This is a genomic window from Aquibacillus saliphilus (genome assembly GCF_020404745.1).
In the GTDB taxonomy this organism is placed as follows: domain Bacteria; phylum Bacillota; class Bacilli; order Bacillales; family Amphibacillaceae; genus Aquibacillus; species Aquibacillus saliphilus.
Genome location: NZ_JAIZAP010000025.1, coordinates 1 through 14,803, shown reverse-complemented (window position 1 = coordinate 14,803; position 14,803 = coordinate 1). Strand labels below are relative to the sequence as shown.

The window sequence follows — 14,803 nt, the reverse complement described above, 5'->3', positions numbered from 1 at the left end:
GATGTCAGAAAAAGATTATCAAATGAATGACATTGTACAAATGAAAAAACAACATCCTTGTGGAGAAAATCGGTGGAAAATCATTCGAATGGGGATGGATGTTCGAATTAAGTGTGAAGGATGTGGACATAGTGTCCTTATCCCTCGTCGTAAATTCGAAAGTAAATTAAAAAAGGTATTAGAAAGATCAGAATAAAAATTGTTCCACGTGAAACATAAATCTTAAATTAATTTCTAAACTTAAGAAAAACTAGATTTTCAAGCTGAAAAGAAACAGCTTTTCTAAAATAGTTAAGAGGAAATTAAGAAAATGAGGGTAGTTACTATCCGTATTTTCTTATTTAGATTGCTTGTCATTTTGTACAAGTGTATCTATAATTAAGATTGACTGAAACGTTCATATGAGCAGTATCCTTAAGGAGTGGAAGTTTTAATGGCATTAACAGCAGGAATTGTCGGTTTACCTAACGTAGGAAAATCTACGTTATTCAATGCAATAACACAAGCAGGGGCAGAATCGGCAAATTATCCATTTTGTACAATAGATCCTAACGTAGGAATTGTAGATGTTCCTGATTCCCGTTTAGGCAAACTAACTGAATTAGTAAAACCAAAGAAAACAGTACCAACTGCATTTGAATTCACTGATATTGCAGGTATAGTAAAAGGCGCCAGTAAAGGGGAAGGTTTAGGAAACCAATTTCTTTCTCATATTCGACAGGTTGATGCAATATGTCATGTGGTTCGTTGTTTTGAAGATGAAAATATTACACATGTATCTGGAACTGTTGATCCTATTTCGGATATTGAAACGATCAACCTAGAGTTAATATTAGCTGACCTTGAAACAGTGACTAAAAGAATGCAGCGTGTTGAGAAATTGGCAAAACAAAAAAATAAAGAAGCAGCTGCAGAATACGATGTGCTTGTTAAGTTAACAGAAGCATTTGAAGATGAAAAACCGGCACGAGCTGTGGACTTTTCTGAGGATCAAGAAAAGCTAGTAAAAGGTCTTCATTTACTATCAAATAAACCGATACTATATGTAGCTAACGTAGGAGAAGATGAGTTGTTAGAAGCAGATAAAAACCCTCATGTAGGTAAAGTGAGGGAGTTTGCTTCTAGCGAACAAGCAGAAGTAATCGTAATTAGCGCGAAGGTTGAATCAGAAATTGCTGAGCTTGATCGTGAAGAAAAAGAGATGTTCTTAGAAGAACTAGGTATTGCTGAATCTGGTCTTGACCAGTTAATTAAAGCTACTTATCAACTTTTAGGATTGGCTACTTATTTTACAGCTGGTGAACAAGAAGTAAGAGCTTGGACCTTTACAAAAGGGATAAAAGCACCACAGGCGGCTGCAATTATTCATACTGACTTTGAAAGAGGCTTTATAAGAGCTGAAACAGTTTCCTATGACGATCTTGTTGACGGCGGCACGATGGCTGCTGCTAAAGAAAAAGGTAAAGTTAGGCTAGAGGGTAAAGAATATTTGGTGCAAGACGGTGACGTAATCCATTTCCGTTTTAATGTGTAAGTCTAAGATCGCTTATATTAAATTTTCATAAAGCATTTTAGCGAACAAACCAGTATATTTTATAAAGGTACTTGCACTTTGCCAGATACTTTGATAAAATTATACATTGTGAGTAATTAACATTATTACTCCTTGCTCTTTTACCAAAAGGGGCCGCTAAGACCAAAAGGAGGTGCAAACGGATGAGAAAATATGAAATCATGTACATCGTCCGCCCAGACATTGAGGAAGAAGCTAAAACTGCTTTAGTAGAGCGTTTTAACAAGATCCTTACTGATAATGGTGCGGAAATTGAAAAGGTTGAAGAAAAAGGCAAGAAGCGTCTTGCTTATGAAATCAACGATTTTCGTGATGGATACTATACTTTAATTAACTTTGAAGGTGATGAAACAGCTATAAACGAATTTGATCGTCAAGCAAAATTCTCTGATGATATTATTCGTCACATGGCTATTCGCACAGATGACCAATAAAAAGGAGTGGTTCTGATGTTGAATCGTGTCGTACTCGTCGGCAGGTTAACGAGGGATCCAGACCTACGCTATACACCAAATGGAGTGGCAGTAGCCAACTTTACCTTAGCTGTAAATAGACCTTTTTCTAATCAACAAGGAGAAAGAGAAGCTGATTTTATTAACTGTGTGGTTTGGAGACGTGCAGCAGAAAACTTAGCAAACTTTATGAATAAAGGTAGCTTAGTTGGAGTAGATGGACGCTTACAATCACGTAGTTTTGAAGGTCAGGATGGAAAAAGAGTATTTGTTACTGAAGTAGTAGCGGATACTGTGCAATTTTTAGAAACAAAGGGTTCTTCTCAAGGTGGAGGACAAGCGTCATCAGGATCCCAACCGAATCAGAACCAAAACAGACCTAACAATAACAACAATGATTATGCAAATCAGAATGAACAGGATCCGTTTAAAGACAACGGAGAACCTATTGATATATCGGATGATGATTTACCATTTTAAATCAAAAAGGAGGTAATTCCTATGGCAGCTCGTCGTGGTCGTGCAAAACGTCGTAAGGTGTGTTATTTCACAGCGAACGGTATTACGCACATCGATTATAAAGACGTTGATTTGCTAAGACGTTTCGTTTCTGAACGCGGAAAGATTCTTCCTCGTCGTGTAACTGGAACTTCTGCAAAATATCAACGTAAATTAACTAGAGCAATCAAGCGTTCTCGTCAAATGGCATTATTGCCGTATGTGAGCGAGTAAAATAAGAAGCCCTTTTAGCAAATGCTAAGGGGGCTTTTTCTTGTTACTTAGGAAATGATGAAATTGGTTTCGTGTGGATAATTTTTTGCAGAGGATTAGGCCGTGTCAACCTCAGGCGGATACCCCGCCTGAGGTCTTAAGACAAGCCTCTCTGTAACAATGCCCAGAGCAATCTAGACACGACTTTTGTTTTTGTTCGGCAACGAAGATATTCGACGCTTTTCATGGTGACTTTTTGACCAATCTCTAAAAGGTTTCCTTGTGTACTTATATTAATCACTTAAATTAAAAACGCTTACAAAATAATTTTTTTGTTAAATATGTTGACAATCTTTTTAATTCTGCTATCATAAATGAAAATTCAAAATTATTAATAAATATGTAGATGAAGATAAATTTATTGAATATGAAACTTCAGAGAACTGATGGGTGGTGAAAATCAGTGTTTCTATCGATAGATGGCACTTCTGAATAGACGGATTGAATAGTAGTAGATCTGTTCGGAGCATGCTCGTTATGCATGGCGCCAATGAAGGCTGTTGTTAATTAGCAGCGAAAAAGGGTGGTACCGCGTGAGTTAAACTTTTCGCCCCTTACTAAGTTAAGGGGTGGGAAGTTTTTTTGTCTTTAATGAAAGATTAGTTATTATTGATCTTGGTTCTAATTGTTAAACAAGAAGTATTCAAAATAGATAACATGCTAGTTATAGTGAAATTCTAAAACAAGAACACATTAAATTAGGAGGTTTAATTATGGTATTGAAAGTTTTAATTAGTGATCCTTTAAGTGAAGATGGTATTAAACCCTTACGAGAAGCTAAGGATATTGAAGTAACAATGGAAACAAATCTCAGTAACGAAGAATTAATAAAGGTAATAGGAAATTATGATGCACTTTTGGTACGTAGTCAAACAAAGGTTACGAGAGAGATAATTAGTAATGCTACTAATTTGAAAATTATCGGTAGAGCTGGAGTTGGTGTCGATAATATAGATTTGGATGCCGCTACCGAGTTTGGAGTTATCGTTGTTAATGCACCTGATGGCAATACAAATTCAGCAGCTGAGCATACAATGGCGATGCTTATGTCATTGGCAAGAAAAATACCTCAAGCTTATTACGCACTAAAGCACCAGAAATGGGATCGTAAATCACATGTTGGAGTAGAACTAAAGAATAAAACTTTAGGCGTAGTAGGACTTGGAAGAATAGGTGCTGAAGTTGCCGCGCGAGCGAAGGGTCAACGAATGAATGTAATAGCTTATGATCCTTTTTTGACAGAAGAAAAGGCAAATAACATGGGTGTCGATTACGGCACGGTTGAGGAAGTAATCCGTAAGGCTGATTTTATTACAGTTCATACGCCGTTACTAAAAGAAACAAAACACATGATAAATGCAGAAGCATTCAAAATGATGAAAGATGGAGTCCAAATTGTCAACTGTGCCCGTGGTGGTATTATTGATGAGGATGCCTTATATGAAGCAATTTTAAATAAAAAAGTAGCAGGAGCAGCACTCGATGTATTTGAGGAGGAGCCTGCCGTTCATCATAAATTATTAGAACTTCCAGAGGTAATTGCTACACCCCACTTAGGAGCAAGTACAGTAGAGGCTCAAGAAAATGTTGCAATTGATGTTAGTGATGATGTTGTTCATTTTCTAACTGGAGGCCTTGCACGAAATCCTGTTAACCTGCCGTCTGTACCTAAAGAAATTATGAAGAAAATCGAACCATACTTTTATTTATCAGAAAAACTAGGAGCGTTCTTAACTCGATTAACGCAAGATGTTATTGAAGAAGTTAATATTTATTATTCAGGAGAATTAGCAGAAGTAGAAGTTGCGCCATTAACACGGAATACATTGAAAGGTTTACTGAAGCGACACCTAGGTGAGCATATAAATGACGTAAATGCATCTTTCATAGCAGATAAGAAAGGCATTACGGTAAACGAGCATAAATCTAGCTCAACAAAAGGATTCACTAACTTGCTAACTGTTGAGGTTAAAACAAAAACAGCAACGAGACTTGTATCAGGAACGTTATTAAATGGGCTTGGTGCCAGAATCGTTAAAGTAGATAATTACAGCGTAGATGTGGTGCCACAAGGTCACCTTGTCTTTATTAGACACAAGGACCAACCTGGTGCAATTGGAAGAGTAGGGAGCTTATTAGCTGAACAGAATATTAACATTGCCACAATGCAGGTAGGAAGATCTGATATCGGCGGAGATGCAATTATGATGTTAACCATTGATAAGGTTCTAGATGAAGTGGATTTAGAGAAAATAAACGAGCTTTCAGATATTTATGCTGTAACTGCAATTGATTTGTAAAGAAAATAGCGGCCGCTATTCCATTTGGAATGGTGGCCGCTATTTGTTACTTTTGATTATTTTTTTGGAGTATAGGGAAAATGTCATTTAAATCGGTTATTTCATAGGTAGGAGTAATTTCACTCCGTGGTTTCTCCTCACGGTTAATCCATATCGTTTTTATTCCGGCGCGGTTTGCCCCGAGAATATCAGTCATTAAATTATCGCCAACCATAACAACTTCCTCTTTAGGTTTAGATATTAAATTAAGGGCATAGTTAAATATTTCTGGATCTGGCTTACCTCGACCAAAATCACCAGAGATGACAATATGATCGAAATATGGCTTTAACTCTGGAGTGATTTTAAGTTTGGTGTGTTGTAAGTCGGGTGATCCATTAGTAAGTAATAATAGTTGGAAATCTTCTTTTAGTTTATCTAAAACACTAAAGGTTTCTTCGTAAACAAATGGATGTTTATGTCGCTCAATAGGAAACTGTTCTGCTAATTCAAGTCCAAGTGCTGGATCATCAATCCCAATAGCTGATAGTCCATTTGTCCAAGACATTTTTCTATAAGTAGGAACTATTTTTTTCATTTCTCGAAAATTATTATTATTTTCATCTAGAAAATTCCCCCAAAGAGCTTCAAAAGGGTTAATGCCAATCATTTGTGTGAATGGATATGTTTGATAAGTTTTATAAAGTTTTGTTGCTTCAGATCGAACTGCTTTTTCTAAGGTTTCTGGTTTCACACCATGCTTTTGTTCTGCTAGACGGCAGGTAACTAAGAAGGCTTGTTTGACGCTTTTTTTATCCCAAAGAAGTGTGTCGTCTAAATCAAAGAAAATAGCATTTATCATATGTAAGCCCCCGTTAAATTAATTATTACAATTTAATCAATTTCCAACTATATGTTGTTGGAATAGTGCTTGATATTGTAATTTTGAAATTGACTGAACTATATCTAGTTTAAATTAAATTAGCTATTAAATCTAGACAACTAATACTACAATTTAGTAACTATATATAAGATGAATACGCAATACAACTTTCGCATATAGTTTTAAATTAATACTAAATAAAAAATAAATTCATCCTAGCTGGAAAAGATTAAGATTTGTAAAAATAGCTATATATCGTTTATAATCTATTAGTGAGATACACTACAGAAAATCGTGGATACTAGTTAACCTTAATTATAAAAGCACAGCGCGAAAGCTGTGCTTTTTCTAACAAGAAAATTAGAATGGTATCATAATAAGTCTTTTGTTTCATAAATAGATGTGTTTGATATCTTATCTTAGATCGGTTAATAAAAAGAGGAGTCATTTTCATGCTTGAAAAGAACTTAGTTAAACAGGGTGCACTATTTGGTGGTATATATCTGTTATTACTTTATTTAACAATACTCGTACCTTTTATAGAGGTTGTCACGATATTTCTATTGCCAATACCCTTTATTATTTTTTCTGCTCGTCATGGGTGGAAGTCATCTAGTATATTACTTCTTATCGTTTTACTATTTGCATCGATCGTTGCAATGAATGTATCTATTCCATTAACAATACTAACAGGCTTTAGTGGCATTCTGATAGGAAGTGCTATTCATCAAAAGGTAACACCGTATGAAGTATGGGCGAAAGGTACCCTGGGGTTTGTTTTAGGATTTGTTTTTATTTATATCTTTGTGCAAGTGATATTTACTATTAATTTATCCAGTGAATTTCAACTAATAATTAATGATTCAATTGCGACTAGTGAAGAAATGATGGAACAGTTTGGGTTAGAGACTTCAACAGAAAATCATGAAATGTTAACACAACAAATGGAACAATTTTTAAATTTATTACCTGTAATACTTGTAATAGTATCAATGATTTTAGGTTTCATTACGCAGTGGCTTGGATTTAAGGTGCTTAATCGTTTAGATGGGCTTGGTTTGCGCTTTCCGCCGTTTAGAGACTTTGTATTACCTAAAGTGATTATTTGGGTTTACTTTATTGCAATTCTCTTTACATGGTTTAACATCGACTCAGGAAGTCCTTTTTACCAAGTAATTATTAATGTAACAAACCTAGTTGGTTTACTAATCACATTACAGGGTTTCTCTTTTATATTGTATTATACTTATACAAAAAAACTTACAAAAGCAATACCAATAATTACTATATTAGTTGCTATTCTTTTACCTTTTATAGGACTTTATATGATGAGAATTTTAGGTATAATTGACTTAGGTTTTTCTTTAAGAGATCGATTGTCGAATGCTAAGAAATAGCTCAGATTATAACGTAGGAGCTGAATGACATGCCAGATTTTTTTAAAAAGCCAACTATGAGTAATCATTTATTAATCATCTACTCTTTATCATTAGTATTATTAATCTTTCTTTGGTATTACCAATGGTTTTTAGGGTTGATTATGACTGTGTTTTTAGTTGCGTCGCTATACAATAGTATTAAATCTGAACAAAATAAAATAACAGAAACAGAAGAATATATTACAACATTATCCTACCGTGTTAAAAAGGTTGGTGAAGAGGCGTTACTTGAGATGCCTATTGGGATTGTTCTTTTTAGTGAAGATTATATGATAGAATGGACAAATCCATATATGAACCAGTTTGCAGAGGAAGATACACTCGTAGGAAAATCATTAAATGGACTTTCGCCAGACGTCATTTCAAAAATTAAAGAGGAAAAAAATGAAGTCTGGTTAAGATTAGATGGATATCAATTTCAAACTTCAATAAAGAGGGATGAACGTTTGCTTTATTTGTTTGATCGAACAAAGCAAACAGAAATTCAAAACCTATATCATAACGAGCAAACAGTTTTAGGTATTATTTTCTTAGATAATTATGAAGAAATAACTCAAGCAATGGATGATACAGCGAAAAGTAACATTAATTCGAGAGTGACTACTATTTTAAATGAGTGGTCATCTGGCAACGGAATATATTTAAAACGGATATCTCAAGAGCGCTTTCTAGCCGTTATGAATCAACAAATTTTAAACAAATTAGAGAAAACTAAATTTGAAATTCTAGATGAAGTAAGGGAGTTAATATCTGATAAAAATGTGCCACTGACACTTAGTATTGGTGTTGGTTTAGAAGGTGATTCAATACCATCTTTAGGCGAATTAGCACAATCTAGTTTAGACCTTGCCTTAGGCCGTGGTGGAGACCAAGTAGTTATTAAAGAGGAATCAGGTAAGGTTCGTTTCTACGGAGGAAAAACAAATCCAATGGAGAAGCGAACAAGAGTAAGAGCAAGGGTTATTTCCCACGCTTTAAAGGAACTAGTTCAAAACAGCGACCAAGTTATAATTATGGGACACAAGTCACCAGATATGGATTCGGTTGGTGCTGCAATTGGAATATTAAAAGTAGCTCAGGCAAATGGAGTTGAAGGTCGAATTGTGCTCGACTCTGATGATATTGACACGGGTGTACAGCGATTAATTGAAGCAATAAGAGACGATGATGTGCTATGGTCTAATTTCATTGAACCAAACCATGCACTTGATATAGTCACTAAAAACACGTTATTAGTTGTTGTTGATACACATAAACCATCAATGGTAGCCGAAGCAAAGCTTTTAAGTAAAACGGAGCATGTAGTTGTTATTGATCACCACAGACGTGGGGAGGAATTTATCGATAGGCCAACACTTGTGTACATGGAACCATATGCGTCTTCAACTGCTGAATTAGTGACAGAATTACTTGAATACCAACCAAAGAACTTAAAAGTGAATATGTTAGAATCGACTGCATTACTTGCAGGAATTATTGTCGATACAAAGAGTTTCACGTTGCGTACTGGATCAAGGACATTTGATGCGGCATCCTATTTAAGATCTAAGGGTGCAGACACTATACTTGTGCAAAAGTTCATGAAGGAAGATCTTGATATTTATGTGAGACGTAGTCATCTAATAGAGAATACAACTATTTATCGTGATGGAATTGCAATAGCGTTAGGGCAAGTAGGAGAGACATTTGGGCCTGTCGTGATTGCCCAAGCAGCTGACACACTTCTTACTATGAGTGGGATTGGTGCTTCGTTTGTAATCTCTGAAAGAAAAGATGGCAGAATAGGAATTAGTGCTAGATCTCTAGGTGATGTAAATGTCCAAATTATTATGGAGAAAATGAACGGTGGAGGTCATCTAACTAACGCAGCAACGCAATTAGAAGGTGCAACAATTGAAGATGCTTGTGAGCAATTAAAAGATATTATTGACGACTATTTTGAAGGAGGCAAATCAGAATGAAAGTAATTTTTATTGAGGACGTAAAGGGTAAAGGCGAAAAAGGCGAAGTGAAGAATGTATCAGTAGGCTACGCTAGAAACTACCTGTTAAAAAACAATTTAGCTGTAGAGGCAACAAGCGGAAATATGAAAGCTCATGAAGCTAAGAAAAATAAAGAAGAGAAATTAGAGCAAGAAGAAGTAGATGAAGCTAATCGTTTAAAAGAAACATTAGCAGGTATTACGGTGGAATTAAAAGCAAAATCCGGTGAAAATGGACGTTTGTTTGGCTCTATTACAAGTAAACAAATTGCAGAGAAATTAAAGAAAGTAAACAATATTAAGATGGATAAACGGAAAATTGAAATGGACAACCCTATTAGAGCTTTAGGTTATACAAATGTTCCAGTTAAAATTCATCCTGAAGTAACGGGTACTATTAAAGTACATGTTATAGAAGAGTAAGGATGTGGGGATAAGCTCCCTTAATTTAGAGGAAAGGAGCAGAGATGCATGAGTGAATTATGGAATGACCGTACACCGCCCCATAATATTGAAGCTGAACAGGCTGTACTTGGTGCTATATTTTTAGAGCCTGAAGCACTTTCAAGTGTTTCAGAGCTATTAATTCCTACTGATTTCTATCGTGCAAGTCACCAACGAATTTTTGGTGCTATGATGAGTCTATCAGACAAAGGTGAGCCGATTGATCTAGTCACTGTGACGACGTTACTTGCAAATGAGAAAGTCTTAGATGAAATAGGCGGTGTTTCCTATCTTAGTGATCTAGCAAACTCTGTTCCTACCGCTGCCAATGTTGTCTATTATAGTAGAATTGTTGAAGAAAAAGGACTATTAAGAAGACTTATCAGAACAGCTACTGACATTGTTACATCAGGATTTTCTAGAGAAGAAGAGGTTGATGAGGTTTTAAACGATGCAGAGAAAACAATCCTTGAAGTTTCTAATCGAAAAAACTCAGGGGCGTTTAAAAATATTAAAGATGTTCTGATTGATGTATATGATAATATAGAGCAATTGCAGCACAACAACTCAGATGTTACTGGTATAGCCACAGGATTTAGAGATTTAGATAAAATAACATCCGGGTTCCAGCGCAATGATTTAATTATCGTTGCAGCTAGACCATCTGTTGGTAAAACAGCGTTTGCATTAAATGTTGCTCAGAATGTTGCAATTAAAACAAATGAGAATGTTGCGATTTTTAGTTTAGAGATGGGCGCTGATCAGTTAGTTTCTCGTATGTTATGTGCTGAGGGTAATATAGACGCTCAACGATTACGTAATGGTACTCTTGAAGCTGAAGACTGGGGCAAGTTAACAATGGCGATGGGAAGCCTTTCTAATGCAGGGATTTTCATTGATGATACCCCAGGAATTAGAGTTAATGAAATACGAACTAAGTGTCGTAGGTTAAAACAAGAACATGGCTTAGGGATGATTTTGATTGATTATATGCAATTAATACAAGGAAGTGCGAATTCAAAAGAGAACCGCCAACAAGAGGTATCTGAGATATCTAGGTCTTTAAAAGGGCTTGCTAAAGAACTGAATGTACCACTTGTTGCTCTTTCTCAGCTTTCTCGTGGAGTAGAATCAAGACAAGATAAACGTCCGATGATGTCCGATTTACGTGAATCAGGAAGTATTGAGCAAGACGCTGATATTGTTGGATTTTTGTATCGTGATGATTATTATGACCAAGAGTCAGAGAAACAGAATATTATTGAAATAATTTTAGCGAAGCAGCGTAATGGTCCAATTGGAACTGTCGAATTAGCATTCGTCAAAGAGTATAATAAATTCGTAGATTTAGACCACCGATATTCAGAAAGTGATGTCCCACCTGTTGGAGCAAGTGTAGCTAGTGGGGCATAGTCCTTACTACCTTCTTAATAGATAGCTAACCATTTTCTTTATGGCTAGCTATCTATTTTTTAAATCTCAAGTCTGTGAGAAGCCAATAACCTTACAATTACGAACGAAAGATTGATAGAATTATAAAACGTTCGTTAATATGATTGACTTTATTCGTTTTGATTGATAAAATTAGTTTGTTGTCTTTAAAATACAAAAAAAGTTGGCGGAGGTGCCTGTATGTCCTCAGTAGTTGTTGTAGGAACCCAATGGGGTGACGAAGGGAAAGGAAAAATAACAGACTTTCTTTCACAGAATGCAGAGGTTGTTGCCAGATATCAAGGTGGTAATAACGCTGGTCATACGATTAAATTTGATGGAATTACATATAAATTACATTTGATTCCCTCAGGGATCTTTTTTAATGATAAGACGTGTGTGCTCGGAAATGGAATGGTAATAGACCCTAAAGCACTTTTAGAAGAATTAAAGTACTTGCATGATAGGGATGTTAGTACAGATAATTTGAGAATTAGCAATCGTGCACATGTTATTTTACCTTATCACTTAAAATTGGATGAACTCCAAGAAGAAGAAAAAGGTATTAATAAAATAGGGACAACCAAAAAGGGAATCGGCCCAGCATATATGGATAAAGCGGCCCGCGTTGGTATTCGTATTGCAGATTTACTTGATAAAGAAACGTTTAAAGAGAAATTGGAACAGAATATTAGAGAAAAAAACCGTTTGTTTGAAAAGGTTTATGAAACACAACCATTTCAGGTAGAAGATATTCTAGATGAATATTATGATTATGGTCAACAAATTGCAAAATATGTTTGTGACACTTCAGTCGTATTAAATGATGCATTAGATGAAGGAAGACGGGTATTATTTGAGGGTGCACAAGGAGTAATGCTTGATATTGACCAAGGGACATATCCATTCGTTACTTCTTCTAACCCAATTGCCGGAGGAGTTACGATTGGTTCTGGCGTGGGCCCATCAAAAATCGACCATGTTGTTGGGGTATCTAAAGCATACACTACGCGAGTTGGTGATGGACCATTTCCAACTGAATTAGATGATGAAGTTGGAAATCAAATTAGAGAAGTAGGACGAGAGTATGGGACTACAACAGGCAGGCCACGTCGTGTCGGCTGGTTTGATAGTGTGGTTGTCCGTCACGCGCGAAGAGTGAGCGGAATAACTGACTTATCGTTAAACTCAATTGATGTTCTAACCGGGATTGAAAAGGTTAAAATCTGCACAGCATATCGTTATAATGGAGAATTGATGGATGAATTTCCGGCAAGTCTAAAAGTTTTGGCCGAGTGTGAGCCGGTTTATGAAGAAATGCCAGGCTGGACTGAAGATATTACCGGAGTGAAAAGCTTAGATCAATTACCTGAGAATGCAAGACACTATTTAGAGAGAATATCTCAATTGACAGGTATTCCACTTTCTGTATTTTCAGTGGGACCAGATCGAACACAGACAAATGTGGTTAGAAGTGTCTATAGTTAATTAAAGAGGCATGGACAGCGGTACTCGCTGTCCATGCCTTTTTAATTATGGGATTTTCTAATTAAAGTTACATTTAACCTAAAAATTACAATCTTTTCTCCGGTTTTTGTATAAAACCACTGTAATATAGTTGAAACATTTCAAGACAATAAACACAAAAATTGGACTTAATAGTACAGATAACAACTAAAAACGCGTATTTAAAATGGTAAATTTTGGAACTTATTATACAATTACATTACATTATTCAAAAACGGTTTAATTATCTATCATTATTATGTTAGATTATAGTAGGTAATAATAGATTAGTGATAAATACCTATTTTTTAACAGAATTATAGATAGGTAATAGGAGGAACATAACAAAACATGGAGAATAATAGAACAAAAGTTCATCCAAGAGTTAAAAATAACTCTAATGGATTTTTTAAAAAAATAGCACTAACAACATGTCTTGGTATTGGACTTACATTTGGAGTTGTTCATGCGGATGATTCTGCTTTGGACACAATCTTTCATGTATATATAGATGGTGAACATGTAGGAATGGTTGATGATAAACAAGTAATTCAATCCTACATAGACGATATGCTCAATGAGCAAAAAGGAAACTATGACGATTATTCTCTAACGGTGGGTGAAGAGATTACCTACGTTGAGGAGAAAGTATTTGACCCAGTTACTTCTACCCAAAAAGTTATTGATGCAGCTGAAGAACAACTTTCTATAAAAGTAAATGCACATGAAGTAAAAATAGGTGATAAGGTCCTAGGTTACTTTAAGAATAAAGAAACTGCCGAAGACACCTTAAGTCAGTATAAAGCAAACTACGTAGATCAAGAAGTCCTTGAAAGCATAGAGGTTGCCAAAGAAAAAGATCAAGAAATAGAATTAACTTTATCTATCGGTGATTCTCAAATAATAGACGTACAATTATCAGAAGAAGTTTCATATTCTACCCAAAAAGTTTCACCCCAAGAGGTACTTAATGAAAAAGAAGGACAAACACTATTGAAAAAAGGAACGTTAGAAGATAAAAAACATGAAGTTGAAAAAGGTGAAGTCCTAGGAAAAATCGCTAGTAAGTATGATTTAAGTGCTGAAAAGCTTTTACAATTAAACCCATCACTTACTGAGGATTCAATCCTACAAATCGGTCAAGAAATTAATGTTACAGAGTATAAGCCATTTTTGGATGTCATCGTTATACAAGAAGAGCTAGTTGAAGAAACAATAGCTTTTGAAAAAGAAGTAGTTGAATCGGATGACCTTTATAAAGGTGACACTAAAATAAAACAAGAGGGTCAAAACGGTAAAAAGAAAGTTCAATATGCTATTGAAAAACGAAATGGACAAGTAGTATCTAGAGAAGTAGTTAATGAAGAGACTACAAAAGAACCTGTTAAAGATATTGTTATTAAAGGAACAAAAGTCGTGCCCTCACGTGGTTCTGGACAATTCGGTTGGCCTGCTGTTGGTGGTAGAGTAACTAGCCATATGGGTCCAAGATGGGGTTCTTATCATAAAGGAATGGATATTGCAGGCGTAAGTAATCGTTCGATTCTAGCAGCGGACAATGGAGTAGTCGAATCTGCTGGTTGGGATAGCGGCGGATATGGAAATAAAGTAGTTATTAATCATAATAATGGTTATAAAACAATATACGCACATCTATCTTCTCTTAGTGTAAGTTCTGGTCAAACAGTTACTAAAGGATCAAAACTTGGAGTAATGGGAAGTACAGGTAATTCTACAGGCGTTCACTTACACATTGAAGTTTATAAAAATGGTAGCCGAGTGAATCCGGCAAATGTATTTTAAAAACGGATAGATTTTTTCATCAGTATAATAATCTATACCCACTCGAAAATAGAGTTAAACCCTTGTTACTTTAAATAAGTTACAAGGGTTTTTCGTTTCATTCAAAACACTAAATTTGGCTCTATACTAAATGTGGTGGTGTCCTCAGTTCTATCAAGGCTTTAAAAGAAGTCAAAAAAATACACTCATTCCCCTCTCTTTTGTTATCCTAAAGTTGTCGAGACAAAAGGAAAAGGAGAGG

General features: G+C 35.4%; 13 protein-coding genes and 1 other annotated feature. Of the genes, 12 read left to right on the top strand and 1 reads right to left on the bottom strand.

Going from position 1 to position 14,803, the window contains the following annotated elements; translation table 11 throughout:
- The first annotated feature begins 1 nt into the window (after nucleotide 1).
- From LD272_RS19540 to serA, 6 genes are all read left to right on the top strand, one after another.
- Nucleotides 2-196: a DUF951 domain-containing protein gene (locus LD272_RS19540; protein WP_226038286.1), complete on the top strand. Its 195-nt coding sequence runs from the start codon at nucleotides 2-4 to the stop codon at nucleotides 194-196.
- 237 nt (nucleotides 197-433) lie between these two features.
- Nucleotides 434-1,534: a redox-regulated ATPase YchF gene (gene ychF, locus LD272_RS19535; protein WP_226038285.1), complete on the top strand. Its 1,101-nt coding sequence runs from the start codon at nucleotides 434-436 to the stop codon at nucleotides 1,532-1,534.
- Nucleotides 1,535-1,716: 182 nt separating this feature from the next.
- Nucleotides 1,717-2,007 carry a 30S ribosomal protein S6 gene (gene rpsF, locus LD272_RS19530; RefSeq protein ID WP_226038284.1) on the top strand — a complete coding sequence of 97 codons (291 nt, stop codon included), beginning with the start codon at nucleotides 1,717-1,719 and terminating at the stop codon, nucleotides 2,005-2,007.
- Nucleotides 2,008-2,022: 15 nt separating this feature from the next.
- Nucleotides 2,023-2,505, top strand: coding sequence for a single-stranded DNA-binding protein (gene ssb / locus LD272_RS19525; protein WP_226038283.1), 483 nt, complete (start codon nucleotides 2,023-2,025; stop codon nucleotides 2,503-2,505).
- 21 nt (nucleotides 2,506-2,526) lie between these two features.
- Nucleotides 2,527-2,757 carry a 30S ribosomal protein S18 gene (rpsR, locus tag LD272_RS19520; RefSeq protein WP_153737990.1) on the top strand — a complete coding sequence of 77 codons (231 nt, stop codon included), beginning with the start codon at nucleotides 2,527-2,529 and terminating at the stop codon, nucleotides 2,755-2,757.
- 373 nt (nucleotides 2,758-3,130) lie between these two features.
- Nucleotides 3,131-3,354: a binding site (T-box leader), on the top strand.
- A 155-nt stretch (nucleotides 3,355-3,509) separates the two neighbouring features.
- Nucleotides 3,510-5,096, top strand: coding sequence for a phosphoglycerate dehydrogenase (gene serA / locus LD272_RS19515; protein ID WP_226038282.1), 1,587 nt, complete (start codon nucleotides 3,510-3,512; stop codon nucleotides 5,094-5,096).
- 46 nt (nucleotides 5,097-5,142) lie between these two features.
- Here the strand turns inward: serA and LD272_RS19510 are convergent, their stop codons facing one another.
- Nucleotides 5,143-5,937: an HAD family hydrolase gene (locus LD272_RS19510; protein ID WP_226038281.1), complete on the bottom strand. Its 795-nt coding sequence runs from the start codon at nucleotides 5,935-5,937 to the stop codon at nucleotides 5,143-5,145.
- A gap of 473 nt (nucleotides 5,938-6,410) precedes the next feature.
- Between LD272_RS19510 and LD272_RS19505 the strand changes: the two genes are divergently transcribed.
- The 6 genes from LD272_RS19505 (at nucleotide 6,411) to LD272_RS19480 (ending at nucleotide 14,562) form a co-directional block, all read left to right on the top strand.
- Nucleotides 6,411-7,355, top strand: a complete 945-nt coding sequence (locus LD272_RS19505) for a YybS family protein (RefSeq protein ID WP_226038280.1) — start codon at nucleotides 6,411-6,413, stop codon at nucleotides 7,353-7,355.
- Nucleotides 7,356-7,384: 29 nt separating this feature from the next.
- On the top strand, nucleotides 7,385-9,358 hold the full coding sequence (locus LD272_RS19500) for a DHH family phosphoesterase (RefSeq protein WP_226038279.1): 1,974 nt from the start codon (nucleotides 7,385-7,387) through the stop codon (nucleotides 9,356-9,358).
- Nucleotides 9,355-9,801: a 50S ribosomal protein L9 gene (gene rplI / locus LD272_RS19495; RefSeq protein WP_226038278.1), complete on the top strand. Its 447-nt coding sequence runs from the start codon at nucleotides 9,355-9,357 to the stop codon at nucleotides 9,799-9,801. The genes LD272_RS19500 and rplI overlap by 4 nt, the downstream gene beginning before the upstream one ends.
- A 48-nt stretch (nucleotides 9,802-9,849) precedes the next feature.
- Nucleotides 9,850-11,235 (top strand): replicative DNA helicase, encoded by a 1,386-nt coding sequence (gene dnaB, locus LD272_RS19490; protein WP_226038277.1) that lies wholly within the window; start codon nucleotides 9,850-9,852, stop codon nucleotides 11,233-11,235.
- 219 nt (nucleotides 11,236-11,454) lie between these two features.
- Nucleotides 11,455-12,741: an adenylosuccinate synthase gene (locus LD272_RS19485; protein ID WP_226038276.1), complete on the top strand. Its 1,287-nt coding sequence runs from the start codon at nucleotides 11,455-11,457 to the stop codon at nucleotides 12,739-12,741.
- Between the two features lie 369 nt (nucleotides 12,742-13,110).
- Nucleotides 13,111-14,562, top strand: coding sequence for a M23 family metallopeptidase (locus LD272_RS19480; protein ID WP_226038275.1), 1,452 nt, complete (start codon nucleotides 13,111-13,113; stop codon nucleotides 14,560-14,562).
- The last annotated feature ends 241 nt before the right edge of the window (nucleotides 14,563-14,803 follow it).

What these genes read in the sequence shown, in the direction of transcription:
- LD272_RS19480 (WP_226038275.1), top strand. Translation starts at nt 13,111, where the DNA reads ATGGAGAATAATAGAACAAAAGTTCATCCAAGAGTTAAAAATAACTCT.
- rplI (WP_226038278.1), top strand. Translation starts at nt 9,355, where the DNA reads ATGAAAGTAATTTTTATTGAGGACGTAAAGGGTAAAGGCGAAAAAGGC.
- rpsR (WP_153737990.1), top strand. Translation starts at nt 2,527, where the DNA reads ATGGCAGCTCGTCGTGGTCGTGCAAAACGTCGTAAGGTGTGTTATTTC.
- LD272_RS19485 (WP_226038276.1), top strand. Translation starts at nt 11,455, where the DNA reads ATGTCCTCAGTAGTTGTTGTAGGAACCCAATGGGGTGACGAAGGGAAA.
- ssb (WP_226038283.1), top strand. Translation starts at nt 2,023, where the DNA reads ATGTTGAATCGTGTCGTACTCGTCGGCAGGTTAACGAGGGATCCAGAC.
- dnaB (WP_226038277.1), top strand. Translation starts at nt 9,850, where the DNA reads ATGAGTGAATTATGGAATGACCGTACACCGCCCCATAATATTGAAGCT.
- ychF (WP_226038285.1), top strand. Translation starts at nt 434, where the DNA reads ATGGCATTAACAGCAGGAATTGTCGGTTTACCTAACGTAGGAAAATCT.
- serA (WP_226038282.1), top strand. Translation starts at nt 3,510, where the DNA reads ATGGTATTGAAAGTTTTAATTAGTGATCCTTTAAGTGAAGATGGTATT.
- rpsF (WP_226038284.1), top strand. Translation starts at nt 1,717, where the DNA reads ATGAGAAAATATGAAATCATGTACATCGTCCGCCCAGACATTGAGGAA.
- LD272_RS19540 (WP_226038286.1), top strand. Translation starts at nt 2, where the DNA reads ATGTCAGAAAAAGATTATCAAATGAATGACATTGTACAAATGAAAAAA.
- LD272_RS19510 (WP_226038281.1), bottom strand. Translation starts at nt 5,937, where the DNA reads ATGATAAATGCTATTTTCTTTGATTTAGACGACACACTTCTTTGGGAT.
- LD272_RS19505 (WP_226038280.1), top strand. Translation starts at nt 6,411, where the DNA reads ATGCTTGAAAAGAACTTAGTTAAACAGGGTGCACTATTTGGTGGTATA.
- LD272_RS19500 (WP_226038279.1), top strand. Translation starts at nt 7,385, where the DNA reads ATGCCAGATTTTTTTAAAAAGCCAACTATGAGTAATCATTTATTAATC.